This is a genomic window from Methylorubrum podarium (assembly GCF_022179745.1).
Taxonomy (GTDB): domain Bacteria; phylum Pseudomonadota; class Alphaproteobacteria; order Rhizobiales; family Beijerinckiaceae; genus Methylobacterium; species Methylobacterium podarium.
The window spans coordinates 1-14,198 of record NZ_BPRD01000102.1 but is presented as its reverse complement, the minus strand read 5'-3'; the positions used below and the strand labels follow the sequence as shown (position 1 = coordinate 14,198).

The following is a 14,198-nucleotide window of genomic DNA, read 5'->3' as shown; positions in this document are numbered from 1 at the left end:
CCTCGCGATGACGGGGGAGGGCAAAACCCGAGGTATACAACTGGAATTCTTATCACAGGTCGATGCCCGGTTCGCCTCCGGCGTCCCGGAATGACGGCGCTGGTTCGGTTGCCTCGGAGCCGCGACAACGCCCCCGATTGCAGCACCTTCACCGCGACGTGCGAAACACCTGCAGATCGAGATCCCGCACCTTCTTGCGCAGGGTGTTGCGGTTGACCCCCAGAAGCTCCGCGGCACGGATCTGGTTGCCGCGGGTGGCGGCGAGCGCCGCGCCGATCAGCGGGCCTTCGATCTCGCGCAGGATGCGGTGATAGAGGCCGGGCGGGGGCAGCGTGTCGCGATAGCCCGAGAAATAGTCGGCGAGGTGCCGCTCGACCGCGCCGGACAGGGTCTCGCTGTCGGAGGCTCCGTTCTTGCGGGCCGCCCCGTTGCCGTTGACGGCGGCGGGCTGGGCGAGCGGCAGGGTGTCGAGCTCCGCCTCGATGACCGGACCGGTGATGGTCTCCTGCGGGTAGAGCGCCGCGAGGCGGCGAACGAGGTTTTCCAGCTCGCGCACGTTGCCCGGCCAGCGGTAGCGCTTGAGCCGCTCCATGGCGTCGGCGTCGAGCGTCTTGCGGGTCAGGCCCTCGCGCTCGACCAGCACGAAGAAGTGGCGGATCAGGTCCGGCACGTCCTCGGAGCGCTCGCGCAGGGCCGGCAGGCGCAACGGCACGACGTTGAGGCGGAAGAACAGGTCCTCGCGGAAGATGCCCTGCTGGATCGAGACGCGAAGGTCCTTGTTGGTGGCGGCGATGATGCGGACATTGGTCTTGATCGGCACGCGCCCGCCGACGGTGGTGTACTCGCCCTGCTGAAGCACGCGCAGCAGCCGGGTCTGCGCCTCCATCGGCATGTCGCCGATCTCGTCGAGGAAGAGCGTGCCGCCCTCCGCCTGCTCGAAGCGGCCGGCGGAGCGGGAGAGCGCGCCGGTGAAGGCACCCTTCTCGTGGCCGAAGAGTTCGGATTCGATCAGGTCGCGCGGGATCGCCGCCATGTTGACGGGCACGAACGGCCCGGTGCGGCGGCGGCCGTAATCGTGCAGCGCGCGGGCGACCAGTTCCTTGCCGGTGCCGGACTCGCCCGTGATCATCACGGTGAGATCGGTCGGCATCAGCCGGGCGAGCGCCCGGTAGATCTCCTGCATGGCCGGCGAGCGGCCCACCAGCGGGATGTCCTCGTTCTCCGGCCCGGCCCCGGGCGCGGGCGTCCCCCGGGGACGGGAGAGGGCGCGGCCGACGATCGCCGTCAGCTCCTTCAGGTCGAAGGGCTTCGGCAGGTACTCGTAGGCGCCACGCTCGGAGGCGCGGATCGCGGTCATGAAGGTGTTCTGCGCGCTCATGACGATGATCGGCAGTTCGGGCCGCACCCGCTTAATGCGCGGCAGCAGGTCGAACACGTTCTCGTCGGGCATCATCACGTCGGTGATGACGAGGTCGCCCTCGCCCTGGGCGACCCAGCGCCAGAGCGTCGAGCAATTCGAGGTGGTGCGCACCTCGTAGCCGGCCCGGGAGAGGGCCTGGTTGAGAACGGTGCGGATCGCGGCGTCGTCGTCCGCGACGATGATGTGGCCGTTGGGCATGGCTCTCGACTCAACGCTCCGCGGCCGATTCACGCCCGTCGCGGGCGCTCGACATGGGAAGCAGGATCCGGAAGGCGGTGCGGCGGGGAACGGGATCGCATTCGACGATGCCCCCATGGTCGCCGACGATCTTGGCCACTAATGCAAGTCCGAGGCCGGATCCCTGCACCTTGGTGGTGACGAAGGGGTCGAACAGGTCGGACAGCATGTCGGGCGGAATACCCGGCCCGTTGTCGCGCACCGCCACCTCGATCGGCAGGCTGACGCGCTCGCGGGAGCCGGGAATCTGCAGGCGCAGGCCCGTGCGGAAGGCGGTGGAGAGCGTGATCTCGCCCTCGACCGTGTCGGTGCCGATGGCCTCCGCCGCGTTCTTCACGAGGTTGAGGATCACCTGGATCAACTGGTCCCGGTTGCCGAGGACGGGCGGCAGCGAAGGGTCGTAGTTCTCGATGAAGCGGATGTGACGGGCGAAGCCCGACTGGGCCGAGCGCTTCACCTGATCGAGCACGCCGTGGACGTTGACGGGGCCGCGCTCCACCGGCCGCTCGTCGCCGAACAGCTCCATCCGCTCGACGATGCGCACGATCCGGTCCGACTCGTCGCAGATCAGGCGGGTGAGGAGACGATCCTCGTCGTCGCGCTCCTGTTCGAGCAGTTGCGCCGCGCCGCGGATGCCGGCGAGCGGGTTCTTGATCTCGTGGGCCAGCATGGCGCCGAGCGCGACCATCGAGCGGGCGGCGCCCCGATGGGTGAGCTGCCGGTTCATCTTGTCGGCGATGGTGCGCTCCTGGAGCATCAGCACCACCGAATCGTCCTCGTCGCGCAGGGGCGTGGCGAAGACGTCGACGCTGCGCTCCGTCCCCGAGCGCGGCTGGACCAGTTCGACCCGGTATTCCGACACGGAGGAGCGGCGGCGGCGCACCTCGGCCACCAGCGCGATGATCGGCGAGGAGAACGGGATGATGTCGCGAAGCCGCCCGCGCAGCATCAGCCGGGCGGAGGCGTCGAAGAACAGTTCGGCGGCGTGGTTGACCCGCAGGATCCGCTCGTCGGGCCCGATGGTGAGCACCGGCAGCGGCAGCGAGTTCAGCACCGCCTCGGCCGGCGGCAGGGATTCGGGGGCGGGCTCATCGGAGAAGGGCATCAGGCCGCCTCGCCGAGGGGCGTCGCCGCCGCCCCGGCCGGTTCGAGAAATGCGCGCCGCAGGAGACGCAACGCCTCCGCGGGATCGTGCGTGGTGACGAGGCGGCGCCGGTCGTCCGCGCCGAGCCCGCCGGCCGCGTCGGCATAGGCCGCGAGATGCTTGCGGGCGTGGCGCACGCCCATCGCCGCGCCGTAGAGCGCGATCAGCCCCTCGTAATGCTCGGCCGCGACCGCCGCGCGCTGCTCCGCCGTGAGCGGCGCGGCCGCCCGGCCGGCGAGCCCGGCGGCGATCGCGCCGACGAGCCAGGGACGGCCGACCGCCGCGCGCCCGACCATTACGCCCGCCGCACCGGACTGGGCGAGGCAGGCGCGGGCCTCGTCGAGGCTCGTGACGTCGCCGTTGGCGATGACGGGGATGCGCACCGCCTCGACCACGGGGCGGATCGCCGACCAGTCGGCCCGGCCCTTGTAGAATTGCTGCCGGGTGCGGCCGTGGACCGTCACGCCGTCGAGCCCGAGCGCCTCGGCGCGGCGCGCCAGTTCGGCGGCGTTGAGGCTCGCGTGATCCCAGCCAAGCCGCATCTTCACCGTCACCGGCACGTCCACCGCGCCCCGCGCCGCCGCGAGGAGCCGCGCGGCATGGTCGAGGTCGCGCATCAGCGCCGAGCCGGATTCGCCGCCGGTCACGGTCTTGGCCGGGCAGCCCATGTTGATGTCGATGGCGTCCGCCCCGTTCGCCACGGCGATCCGGGCGGCCTCCGCCATCGGCTCGGGCGCGCAGCCGGCGAGCTGCACCACGTGGGGATCGACGCCGTCGCCCTCGGCCCGAACCTGCGATTCGGCATCACCCTTCGCGAGTTCGGCGGCCGCGACCATTTCCGAGACGACGGCGCTGGCACCGAGCCGCTGCGCGAGGCGGCGCATGTGGAGATCGGTGACACCCGACAGCGGCGCCAGCAGCACCGGCGGACTCTTCGCCCCCCGGTTGTCCGCCCCGCGCAGTGCGCTCAAATAATGATCAGCTGTCATTGTGCACAAGAAATAGCCAAATGGCGGGCGGACGCAAGCGTCTGCCGCGTTTGCCTTCGCGCTTCTTGACGCATAAGGACGCGGCGATCCCCATCCATCCCCAGATGATTTCCATTCGAGGCCCGAGCATGTCCGATGAAGCCGCGCGGTCGCAGGGCAGCGAAACGGTGGCGGCGGTCGTGGTCGCGGCCGGCAAGGGCCTGCGGGTCGGCGGAGACCTGCCGAAGCAATATCGCCGCGTCGGCGGCCGCGCCGTTCTGACGCGGACGCTTGCGGCGCTGGCGGCGTCCCCCCGCATCGCCCGGATCCAGCCGGTGATCGCGCCGGACGCGCAGGATTTCTATCGCGAGTGCCTCGCCGACCTCGAACCGGCGCACCGAGAGAAACTCGCGGAACCGGTTCCCGGGGGGGCGACGCGCCAGCAATCGGTGGCGGCCGGGCTCGAAGGGCTCGCCCGCGCCGGCACGCCCGACCTCGTGCTCGTCCACGACGCGGCGCGGCCCTTCGTGGACGAGGCCTTGATCGCCCGGGCGGTCGCGGCGGGGAGCCAGCACGGCGCGTCGGTGCCGGGGATCGCGGTCTCGGACACGATCAAGCTCGTCGAGGAGATCGCGCCGGGGATCGGACGCGTCCACGAGACCCCAGCCCGGGAAAACCTTCGCGCGGTGCAGACGCCGCAGAGCTTCCGCTTCGGCCTGCTCCTCGATGCCCATCGCCGGGCGGTCGCCGAGGGGCGCGACGGCTTCACCGATGACGGGGCGCTCGCCGAATGGGCCGGGTTGCCGGTCGTCGTGTTCGAGGGCGACCCGCGGAACCGCAAGATCACCCAGGCCGCGGACCTGATCGAGGCCGATCGGGCATTCTCCGGCCGGGCTTTCTCCGAACCGTCGCCCGCGATATCTGATGGTGCCATGACCACCTACGTGACCCGCCTCGGCACCGGCTTCGACGTCCACGCCTTCACGGAGGGCGACCATGTCTGGCTCGGCGGCGTGAAGATCCCCGCCGACCGGGGCGTGCTCGCCCATTCCGACGGCGACGTGGCCCTGCACGCGCTCACCGACGCGCTCCTCGGCGCCATCGCCGACGGCGATATCGGCACCCACTTCCCGCCCTCCGACGAGAAGTGGCGCGGCGCCGCCTCCGACCAGTTCCTGGCCCATGCCTGCGAATTGGTGCGGGCGCGCGGCGGCAAGATCGACCATCTCGACGTAACCGTGCTGGCGGAGGCTCCGCGCATCGGCCCGCACCGAGAGGCGATCCGCGCCCGCATCGCCGAGGTCGCGGGCGTGCCGCTCTCTTCCGTCTCGATCAAGGCGACGACGACGGAAAAGCTCGGCTTCGTCGGCCGGGCCGAGGGCCTTGCCGCCCAGGCCGCCGCGACGGTGCGGCTGCCGGAGGTCTGCGCCGAGCTCGAGACCGAAGCGGAGACCAACGAGCGCCGCTCGTGATCGCCGACGCCGCCCTGCTCGCCCGCGCCGAGGCGCTGGTGCGAGCCTACGCGGCGGCGGCCAAACAAATCGCGACCGCCGAATCCTGCACCGGCGGCCTCGTCGCCGGGCTGCTCACCGCGGTGCCCGGATCCTCGGTTGTGGTGGAGCGCGGTTTCGTCACCTATTCCAACGAGGCCAAGGCCGAAGCCATCGGCGTGCCTACGGACCTCATCGTCGCGCACGGAGCGGTGAGCGAACCCGTCGCCCGCGCCATGGCAGAGGGGGCGCTCGGAGCGTCACGGGCGGACATCGCGGTCTCCGTCACCGGCATCGCCGGTCCGGGCGGCGGCAGCGAGGCGAAGCCGGTCGGGCTGGTGCATTTCGGCCTCGCCGTGAGAGGCGGAGCGACCCGGCACGTCGAGCGCCGCTTCGGAGATCCGGGACGGGCCGAGATCCGGCGGCTGTCGGTGGCGGAGGCCCTGGCGTTGCTGGAGGAGGCAGTCGGCCTCCACCGTCATTGCGAGCCGGATGGCGAAGCCATCCAGCGGCGAGACAGTTCCGAATAAAGCGATCGCTGGATGGCTTCGGCTCCGCCTCGCAAGGACGGCGGAGACGTCGGATCTCACCCCAACAATCGGTCCAGCGTGATCGGCGTCCGGCGCACCCGGATGCCCGTCGCGTGGTAGACCGCGTTGGCGATCGCGCCCGCGGTGCCGGTGATGCCGATCTCGCCGACGCCCTTGATGCCGAGCGGGTTCACATGCGGGTCGTGCTCGTCCACGAGGATCGCCTCGATCGACGGCACGTCGGCATTCACCGGCACGTGGTACTCGCCGAGATTGGCGTTCATGACGCGGCCCGAACGGGGATCGACCACGGCGTTCTCATGGAGCGCGAAGGACACGCCCCAGATCATGCCGCCGTAATACTGGCTGGTGACCAGGCGCGGGTTGACCACCCGGCCGGCGGCGAAGGCGCCGACGAGGCGGGTGACGCGGATCTGGCCGAGATCGGGATCGACGCTGACCTCGGCGAAGACCGCGCCGTGCGCGTGCATGGCGTAGGCCTCACGGGAAGCCGGATCGGCGGCGCCCTGCCCCTGCGCCGAGATGGAGGCGCGGCCGGTCCGGTTCAGGATCTCGGAGAAGGATTCGCTGCGCCCCTCGTCGTCCCGGCGCACCAGCCGCCCGTTGCTTGCGTAGACGCCGGCATTGCCGGCCCCGAACAGGGGCGAGCGCTCGTCGTTGGTGGCAAGCTCCGCGAGCTCCGCCAGCACCGCCGCGGCGGCGGAATGGATCGCCGAGCCGGCGGTGGCCGTGTGGGCCGAGCCGCCGGCGATGCCGGCATTCGGCAGGTCCGAGGTGCCGCTCTGGAAATCGAGCCGGTCAAGGTCGATCCCGAGCCCGTCGGCAGCGATCTGCGCCAGCGCGGTCCAGGCGCCCTGCCCCATATCGTGGGCGCCGAGCGCCACCGTGCCGGTGCCGTCGGCCCGGATCTCGGCCCGCGCCTCCGCCTGCATCATCAGGGCCGGGAACAGCGCGGTGCCCATGCCGTAGCCGACGAGCCGGCCGGCGGAATCGCGCATCGAGCGGGGCGCCGGACTGCGCTTGTCCCAGCCGAAGCGGGCCGCGCCCTGCGCGTAGCACTCCCGCAGGGCCTTCGACGAGAAGGGGCGGCCGGAGATCGGCTCGGCCTCGGCATAGTTCCGCAGGCGGAACTCCAGCGGATCGAGGCCGCAGGCTTCCGCCATCTCGTCGATGGCGCCCTCCAGCGCGACGCTGCCCGAGGCCTCGCCGGGCGCGCGCATGAAGAGCGGCGTGCCGGTATCGACGCGCACGCCCGAATGGCGGGTCGAGACCGCGGGCGCGGCATAGAGGTAGCGCGAGATGGCGCTGGCCGGCTCGTAGAAATCGTCGAACCGGCTCGTAGCGGTCAGGGTATGGTGGTCGAGGGCGGTGAGCGCGCCCGACGCATCGGTGCCGAGCCGCAGCGTCTGGCGCGTCTCGGCGCGGTGGCCGACGGGGCCGAACATCTGCTCCCGACGCAGCACCAGCTTCACCGGCCGGCCGACGAGCTTGGCCGCCATCACGCCGAGCACCTGCGGCCCGGACAGGAAGCCCTTCGAGCCGAAGCCGCCGCCGAGGAAGGGCGAGCGGACCAGGACGTTCTTCGGATCGAGGCCGAACAGGCCGGCGAGCCGGAGCTTGGCCATGGCGAGACCCTGGCTCGGCGTGTCGACGATCAGCCGGTCGCCGTCCCACTGCGCGACGATGGCGTGGGGTTCGAGGGCGTTGTGGTACTGCGCCGCGGTCTCGTAGGTCGTCTCGACCCGGCGCTCGGCCTGGCCCAGCCCGGCCTCGACATCGCCGCGCGACGCGGTCGTCTTGTCGCCCGCGCCGACGCCCTCGGGCACCTGCGGTTCGTCGGCGTCGAGCCCGATGCGCGGCGGCTCCACCTCGTAGCGCGGGGCCAGCAGCTCGGCGGCCTCGGTCGCCGCCTCCAGCGTCTCGGCGATCACCACCGCGATCGGCTGGTGAGCGTAGCGGACCCGGTCGTTCTGCAGCAGATCGAGCCGGAACATGAAGGGGTTGTCCTTCGCGTCCGGGTCCTGGGCGAGCCGCGGGGCGTTGGCGCCCGTCATCACCTCGACGACGCCCGGATGGGCCTTGGCCGCCGCGACGTCGAGGCCGATGACGCGGCCGCGGGCGATGCGGCTCACCGCCACCACCGCGTGGAGCAGCCCCTCCGGGCGGTTGTCGGCGGCGTAGGTCGCCGCTCCGGTGACCTTCAGGAGGCCGTCGCGGCGGGTGAGCGGCTGGCCGATGCTCGACCCGTGCCGGGCCTGCTCGTAGGCGATGTCAGGCATGGAGCGCGTCTCCCGAGAAGGCGGAGGCCGGGAGCGCCGGCAGGCGCTCCGGAGTGCCGGCGGCGGCCAGGGTCAGCGCCCGCACGATCAGGCGGCGGGCGAGCTCGATCTTGAAGGCGTTGTCGCCGGAAGGCCGGGCTTCCGCGAGGGCCGCGTCGGCCGCCTCTGCGAAGCTCCGTTCGCTCGCCTCCGCGCCGGCCAGCACCGTCTCGGCGGCGCGGGCGCGCCACGGCTTGAGCGCGACGCCGCCGAGCGCGATCCGCGCCTCGCCGATCCGTCCGCCGTCGAGCCGCAGCGAGGCCGCCGCCGAGACCACGGCGAAGGCGTAGGACGTGCGGTCGCGGACCTTGAGGTAGCGGGAATGGCCGGCGAATACCGCCGCCTCCGCCGGCAGGCGGAGCGCCACGATGAGATCGCCAGGCTCCAGCACCGTCTCCCGGTCCGGCCGATCCTCGGGAAGCCGGTAGAGCGCGTCGAGCGGCACCTCGCGGGCGCCGCCCTTGCCCTCGATCTCGACGACCGCGTCGAGCGAGACCAGCGGCACGCAGAAATCGGACGGGTGCGTCGCGATGCAGTGCTCGCTCCAGCCGAGCACGGCGTGAAGCCGCGTCTCGCCGCCCCGCGCGTCGCAGCCGGCGCCGGGGTCGCGCTTGTTGCAGGCGCTTGCCGGGTCGTAGAAGTAGGGGCAGCGGGTCCGCTGCAGCAGGTTGCCGGCCACCGTCGCGGCGTTGCGCAACTGCGCCGAGGCGCCGGACAACAGCGCTTCCGCCACCGCCGGATGCGCCTTCGCGAAGCCCCGGTCGTAGGCGAGGTCGCTGTTGCGGACGAGGGCGCCGATGCGCACCCCGCCACCGGGCAGATGCTCGATCCGGTCGAGGCCCGGCAGATGCGTCACGTCCACGAGCCGGCCGGGACGGGCGATGTTGCCCTTCATCAGGTCGAGGAGATTGGTGCCGGCGGCGAGGTAGGCCGCACCCGGCTCGGCGGCCGCGGCGACGGCCTCGGCGACGCTCCCCGCGCGGACGTAGTCGAAGCGGTTCACGCGGCCTCTCCCTGCTCGGTGCCGGCCAGCCGGGCCTGCGCGTCGAGGACGGCCTGCGTGATGCCGATATAGGCGCCGCAGCGGCAGAGATTGCCGCTCATCCCCTCTCGGACCCGCTCGGGATCGTCGCCCGCCTGGCCTTCGCGGATCAGGCCGACGGCGCTCATGATCTGCCCCGGCGTGCAGAAGCCGCACTGGAAGCCGTCATGCTCGATGAAGGCGGACTGGACCGGGTGAAGCTGCTCGCCCCGGGCCAAGCCCTCGATGGTGAGAACCTCGGCACCGTCGAGGCTCACGGCGAGCGCGAGGCAGGAATTCACCCGCCGCCCGTTCACGAGCACCGTGCAGGCGCCGCACTGGCCCCGGTCGCAGCCCTTCTTCGAGCCGGTCAGATCGAGGCGTTCACGAAGGAGATCGAGGAGGGTGACCCGCGGATCGTCGAGTTCGATCGCGCGGGGCTCACCGTTGACGGTCAGCGTCAGACGAAAAGTCATGCGGAGACGGCTCCCAGGCCCGCGTCCTGTCTGGAAGCGTTTCAATTAGCCCGGCCGTTTCCGGCGACCAGTGCGGCGAAACGGATTCGGTCAGCCCGCCTCAGCCGCGACGGATGCCCAATCGCCGCGAATCCCGGACCGCGATGCTCTCCGCCTCTGTTCGCGTTTCGGCGCTCAGGTTCAGCAGCACATCGATGAGCGGCTGCGCGCTCTCCATCACGGCTTGATTGCGGGTCTGGAGCGCGAGATCCGGCGCGTCCGGCGCCTCGTAGGGGGCCGAGATCCCGGTGAAGTTCGGAATCTTGCCGGCCCGGGCACGATCGTAGAGACCCTTGGGATCGCGCGCTTCGCAGACCGCGAGCGGCGTGTCGATGAAGACTTCGAGGAAGGGGATGTCCCCCGCGATGGCCCGCGCTGCCGCCCGCTCGGCGCGGAACGGCGAGATGAGTGACACGATCACCACGAGGCCGGCATCCGCCATGAGGCGGGCGGCCTCTGCGGCGCGGCGGATATTCTCGACCCGGTCGGCCGCCGTGAAGCCGAGGTCGCGGTTGAGACCCTGACGAAGGTTGTCGCCGTCGAGCACCATGGTGCTGCGGCCGGCTTCCGTCAGTCCCCGATCGACCGCGTCGGCGATGGTCGACTTTCCGGCGCCGGACAGACCGGTCAGCCACGCGATGGCCGGGCGTTGTCCCATCCGGGCCCAGCGCCGCTCGCGCGGTTGCAGCGGCTGCCACGTCACGTCGGACTTGCGTGTGGTCGTGAGAGTCATCGCCTTGAGCGGTTTCCCCGGCTGCCACGGATCGCCATCGAACGATGCAGTGAGCAACCTTGATCTGCGCGTCCGCCGGCGTCTAGCCGGCTCGGTTGAGGAACCGTGTCTCACGCCTCGCGTGAAAAGAAAACGCTTAGATTCATGCAAAATCGAGAAACATAACGATGTTAACGCGCCTGCCGAGGAACAACCATACCGTCACCCGATAGATCGCTGGGTAGCCCGTGGCTATTCAGCGAATGAGAGTCCCAGATGGCGCCGCTTTTCTTCATCCATCTGCCTAAGACGGGCGGGACAAGCCTGCGCCGCGCCGCTGAACAGATTTTTCCACGCTCGAAGATCCTGATGGCCTATGGGCGTGATGCGAAGACGACCAGCCCATTCGCGAACGAAGTGATGCATCACAGCCCGGACTTGCCGATCGAGGGCAAGCTGGCGGCGCTCTCCGACCACATCGTCGCGCACGACATCGCTTTCTTCGCGAGCCATATGAGCGCGGCCCACCTGCCCTGCTACGATCCGGCCCGCGCCTTCGCCCTGTTCCGGTCGGTGCCGGAGCAGGTGCTCTCCTATTACACCTTCCAGAAGGCGCAGAAGCGCACGCAAGACCGCTTCGAGGTCTTCATCGAGAAGCCCGAGAACAGGAACATCCAGAGCAGATCCTTCGGCCCGGCGGATGTCGATGAAGTCGGCGTGGTCGGGATTCTGTCGGACTATGCCGGTTTCGTTGCCCGGCTCAACGCTCGTTTCGGCACCGCTTTCCCGGTGCTTCACCGCAACCGCCGCTCACCCCTGAGCCGATTGACCGCTCCCTCCCTCGATCCCGAGATGCGGGCGCATCTCGAACAGCTCAATCCGGAGGATGTGGAGTTGTACCGCCGGGCCGAAGCGCGCTGGCGCCGGGACACGCGATGACGAGGCACGGAAAGGCGGCGTCCCGCGCAATGCGGCACGTCCGATGTGCCGGATTGCCCTGCGCATGCGCTGAATTTCTCGAAGCTGAAGCAACAGACTAGGTTTGGTATCGGGTTCATTGCAGGGCCGTGCCGAACGGCGCAGAACATTGCGAATCGGATTCGCGTCGATTAACTATCGACGCATTCGCGTTCGAGCAGGGAGGCGCAGCATGGTTGTCGGCACCGTCTCCCCTCGCGCAGGAACCGCTTTGCTTCCTGCCGGAATCGCCTAGGCGCATTCCTCCGCCGCCCGGCCTGACGGCCCAGGCGGCGTACGCACCCTTCCCGATCTGATCTCGCCGGACCGCGGCCTTGGCCCGCGGCGCCCGGGTCCCTCGGAGCCGACGCGTCGTCGTCGGGCGCTGCCATGTCCCTGTCCTCCCCCCGGCGCGCGGATGCTGTCCGCCGCGTTCTCGCCTTCGTCGTCCGCGGTTGGCGCGAGCGCCTCGGCCTCGTCTCCGCCCTCGTTTCCGCGATCACGCTCGCCACCTTGGCCGACGTGATGCTGCCGCTCTATGCCGGGCGTCTGGTCGATGCGCTCGCCGGCGCCGAGCGGCACGCCGCCCTGCAGGCCGCGCTGCCGGCCTTCGCCGCGATGACCGCGCTGAGCCTCGCGACCGTGGTGCTGCGCCACGTCGCCTGGAGCCTCGTGGTGCCGCTCACGCTCGGCACCATGTCCGACATCGCCCGCCGGAGCTTCGCCCGCGTGCAGCGTTTCTCGACCGAGTGGCACGCCAACACCTTCTCGGGCTCCACCGTGCGCAAGATCTCGCGCGGGATGTGGGCGCTCGACGGGCTGAACGACGTGCTGCTGCTCTCGATCCTGCCCTCCGTCGTCGTGCTCGCGGGTACGACGGTGGTGCTCGGGCTGCACTGGCCGGCCATGGGTGCGGTGATCGGGATCGGCGCGCTCGGCTATGTCGGCACCGCGATCGTCCTGGCGACGCGGGTGATCGCGCCCGCGGCCACGCTCTCGAACGCCCTCGACACGCGGCTCGGCGGCGCGCTCAGCGATACGATCGGCAACAACGCCGTGGTGAAGGCGTTCGGCGCCGAGGCGCGGGAGGACGAGCGGCTCGCCCGCGTCCTGTCGAAGTGGCGGCGGCGCACCCGGCGCACCTGGATGATCGTGACCTGGAGCGGCACGGCCCAGCTCGGGCTGCTGCTCGCCTTCCGCACCGCGATCGTCGCCACGGCCCTCTGGCTGTGGTGGCAGGGGCAGGCGAGCCCCGGCGAGGTCGCCTACGTGCTGACCACCTACTTCGTGGTGCACGGCTATCTCCGCGACATCGGCGGCCACATCAACCACCTGCAGCGCTCGGTCAACGAGATGGAGGAACTGGTCGCGCTCGAATCCGAGCCCGTCGGCGTCGCCGACCGGCCGGGGGCGGTGCCGCTCGCCGTGAGCGGCGGCGCGATCCGCTTCGACGGGGTGCGCTTCCATTACGGCACGCACGGCACGCCGCTCTACGACGGGCTGTCGGTGTCGATCCCGGCGGGCCAGCGCGTCGGCCTCGTCGGGCGCTCGGGCTCCGGCAAGACCACCTTCGTCAAGCTGATCCAGCGGCTCTACGACGTGAGCGGCGGGCGCGTGCTCATCGACGGGCAGGACGTGGCGTCGGCGACGCAGGCCAGCTTGCGGGCGCAGGTCGCCATCGTCCCGCAGGAGCCGGTGCTGTTCCACCGCTCGCTCGCCGAGAACATCGCCTACGGCCGGCCCGGCGCCTCGGCGGAGGCGATCGAGCGGGCGGCGCGGCTCGCCAACGCCCACGACTTCATCGCCCGGCTGCCGAAGGGCTACGCCACGCTGGTGGGCGAGCGCGGGGTGAAGCTCTCCGGCGGCGAGCGGCAGCGGGTGGCGCTCGCCCGCGCGTTCCTCGCGGACGCGCCGATCCTGATCCTGGACGAGGCGACCTCCAGCCTCGATTCGGAATCCGAGGCGCTGGTGCAGGAAGCGATGGAGCGGCTGATGCGCGGGCGCACCGCCATCGTCATCGCCCACCGTCTCTCGACGGTGCGCGCCCTCGACCGCATCCTCGTGTTCGACCGCGGCCGCGTCGTCGAGGACGGGCCGCACGCCGCGCTGATGCGGCGACCGAACGGCGCCTATCGGGCGCTGTTCGAGCGGCAGACGATGCTGGCGGAGAGCGCGTGAGAATCCTGTTCGTCTGCGGCCGGGCCCGCGCCCGCAGCCCGACCGCGGAACAGGTGTTTTCGCGATGGCCGGGCGTGGAAACGGCCTCGGCCGGCGTTTCGGAGGATGCCGACGAGCCCGTGGACGCCGATCATCTCGCCTGGGCCGAGATCATCGTGGTGATGGAGCGCGCCCATCGGCGCAAGCTGATGCGCCGCCTCGGCCCGGCCCTGCGCCATGCCCGGATCGTCTGTCTCGACGTGCCCGACGACTACGCCTTCATGGAGCCGGCGCTGGTGACTCTGCTGGAGGCGCGGGCGGGGCGGTTCCTTCCGCGATAGGAGGCAGAGGCGCAAAGGGCGAGCGACCGGTCGGGAAACAAGGCCGAAGCATTGATCTTCTTGTTGGCACTCAGGGGACGTCCATGAAGCGGATCCGCACGCATCCCGGCGAGTATCTCTCGGAAGAGTATTTACAGCCGCTCGGCCTCAGCGCCCGCCGGCTCGCAATCGAGATCGGCGTCCCGGCCAATCGCATCACGGAACTCGTCCGGACGCGCCGCGGGATCACGGCCGACACCGCGCTTCGACTGGCGCGCTATTTCGGAACGACCCCGCAATTCTGGATGAATTTCCAGGCTGGTTACGATCTCTCCAAGGCACAGGCTGAGACGGACTACTCGACCATTCCTCAGCGAGCGCCCGCCGA

The 14,198-nt window shown here is 70.7% G+C and carries 13 protein-coding genes; 6 read left to right on the top strand and 7 right to left on the bottom strand.

Annotated features, from left to right (window positions below):
• Positions 1-148: 148 nt before the first annotated feature.
• The 3 genes from ntrC to dusB are packed head-to-tail and all read right to left on the bottom strand — an operon-like array spanning position 149 to position 3,790.
• Complete coding sequence (gene ntrC, locus MFF42_RS05350; RefSeq protein ID WP_238254843.1) at positions 149-1,618, bottom strand: nitrogen regulation protein NR(I); 1,470 nt, start codon at positions 1,616-1,618, stop codon at positions 149-151.
• Positions 1,619-1,628: 10 nt separating this feature from the next.
• Positions 1,629-2,762 (bottom strand): two-component system sensor histidine kinase NtrB, encoded by a 1,134-nt coding sequence (locus tag MFF42_RS05345; protein ID WP_238254842.1) that lies wholly within the window; start codon positions 2,760-2,762, stop codon positions 1,629-1,631.
• The gene (gene dusB / locus MFF42_RS05340) at positions 2,762-3,790 is read right to left on the bottom strand and encodes a tRNA dihydrouridine synthase DusB (protein WP_238254841.1); all 1,029 of its coding nucleotides are present in this window, start codon (positions 3,788-3,790) and stop codon (positions 2,762-2,764) included. Before dusB ends, MFF42_RS05345 begins: the two co-directional genes overlap by 1 nt.
• Before the next feature lie 128 nt (positions 3,791-3,918).
• On the opposite strand from dusB, the gene MFF42_RS05335 reads away from it, so the two are divergent.
• A complete protein-coding gene (locus MFF42_RS05335) occupies positions 3,919-5,241 on the top strand; it encodes a bifunctional 2-C-methyl-D-erythritol 4-phosphate cytidylyltransferase/2-C-methyl-D-erythritol 2,4-cyclodiphosphate synthase (protein ID WP_238254840.1) in 1,323 nt (440 codons plus the stop codon).
• On the top strand, positions 5,238-5,789 hold the full coding sequence (locus MFF42_RS05330) for a CinA family protein (protein WP_238254839.1): 552 nt from the start codon (positions 5,238-5,240) through the stop codon (positions 5,787-5,789). The genes MFF42_RS05335 and MFF42_RS05330 overlap by 4 nt, the downstream gene beginning before the upstream one ends.
• A 56-nt stretch (positions 5,790-5,845) precedes the next feature.
• On the opposite strand, the gene MFF42_RS05325 is transcribed toward MFF42_RS05330, so the two are convergent.
• The 4 genes from MFF42_RS05325 to cysC form a co-directional block, all read right to left on the bottom strand.
• Positions 5,846-8,089, bottom strand: a complete 2,244-nt coding sequence (locus MFF42_RS05325) for a xanthine dehydrogenase family protein molybdopterin-binding subunit (RefSeq protein ID WP_238254838.1) — start codon at positions 8,087-8,089, stop codon at positions 5,846-5,848.
• Positions 8,082-9,131: an FAD binding domain-containing protein gene (locus MFF42_RS05320; protein WP_238254837.1), complete on the bottom strand. Its 1,050-nt coding sequence runs from the start codon at positions 9,129-9,131 to the stop codon at positions 8,082-8,084. The genes MFF42_RS05325 and MFF42_RS05320 overlap by 8 nt, the downstream gene beginning before the upstream one ends.
• Complete coding sequence (locus tag MFF42_RS05315; RefSeq protein ID WP_238254836.1) at positions 9,128-9,625, bottom strand: (2Fe-2S)-binding protein; 498 nt, start codon at positions 9,623-9,625, stop codon at positions 9,128-9,130. The genes MFF42_RS05320 and MFF42_RS05315 overlap by 4 nt, the downstream gene beginning before the upstream one ends.
• Before the next feature lie 100 nt (positions 9,626-9,725).
• A complete protein-coding gene (cysC, locus tag MFF42_RS05310) occupies positions 9,726-10,397 on the bottom strand; it encodes an adenylyl-sulfate kinase (protein WP_238254835.1) in 672 nt (223 codons plus the stop codon).
• Positions 10,398-10,652: 255 nt separating this feature from the next.
• Here cysC and MFF42_RS05305 point away from each other — a divergent pair, with 255 nt between their 5' ends.
• The 4 genes from MFF42_RS05305 to MFF42_RS05290 all read left to right on the top strand — a co-directional run.
• Positions 10,653-11,315, top strand: coding sequence for a hypothetical protein (locus tag MFF42_RS05305; protein WP_238254834.1), 663 nt, complete (start codon positions 10,653-10,655; stop codon positions 11,313-11,315).
• Positions 11,316-11,723: 408 nt separating this feature from the next.
• Positions 11,724-13,511, top strand: a complete 1,788-nt coding sequence (locus MFF42_RS05300; RefSeq protein ID WP_238254833.1) for an ABC transporter ATP-binding protein — start codon at positions 11,724-11,726, stop codon at positions 13,509-13,511.
• Positions 13,508-13,831 (top strand): low molecular weight protein tyrosine phosphatase family protein, encoded by a 324-nt coding sequence (locus MFF42_RS05295; protein ID WP_238254832.1) that lies wholly within the window; start codon positions 13,508-13,510, stop codon positions 13,829-13,831. The genes MFF42_RS05300 and MFF42_RS05295 overlap by 4 nt, the downstream gene beginning before the upstream one ends.
• Positions 13,832-13,914: 83 nt before the next feature.
• Positions 13,915-14,198, top strand: a 284-nt coding sequence (locus tag MFF42_RS05290; protein WP_238254831.1) for a HigA family addiction module antitoxin, incomplete at its 3' end; no start/stop codon positions are given.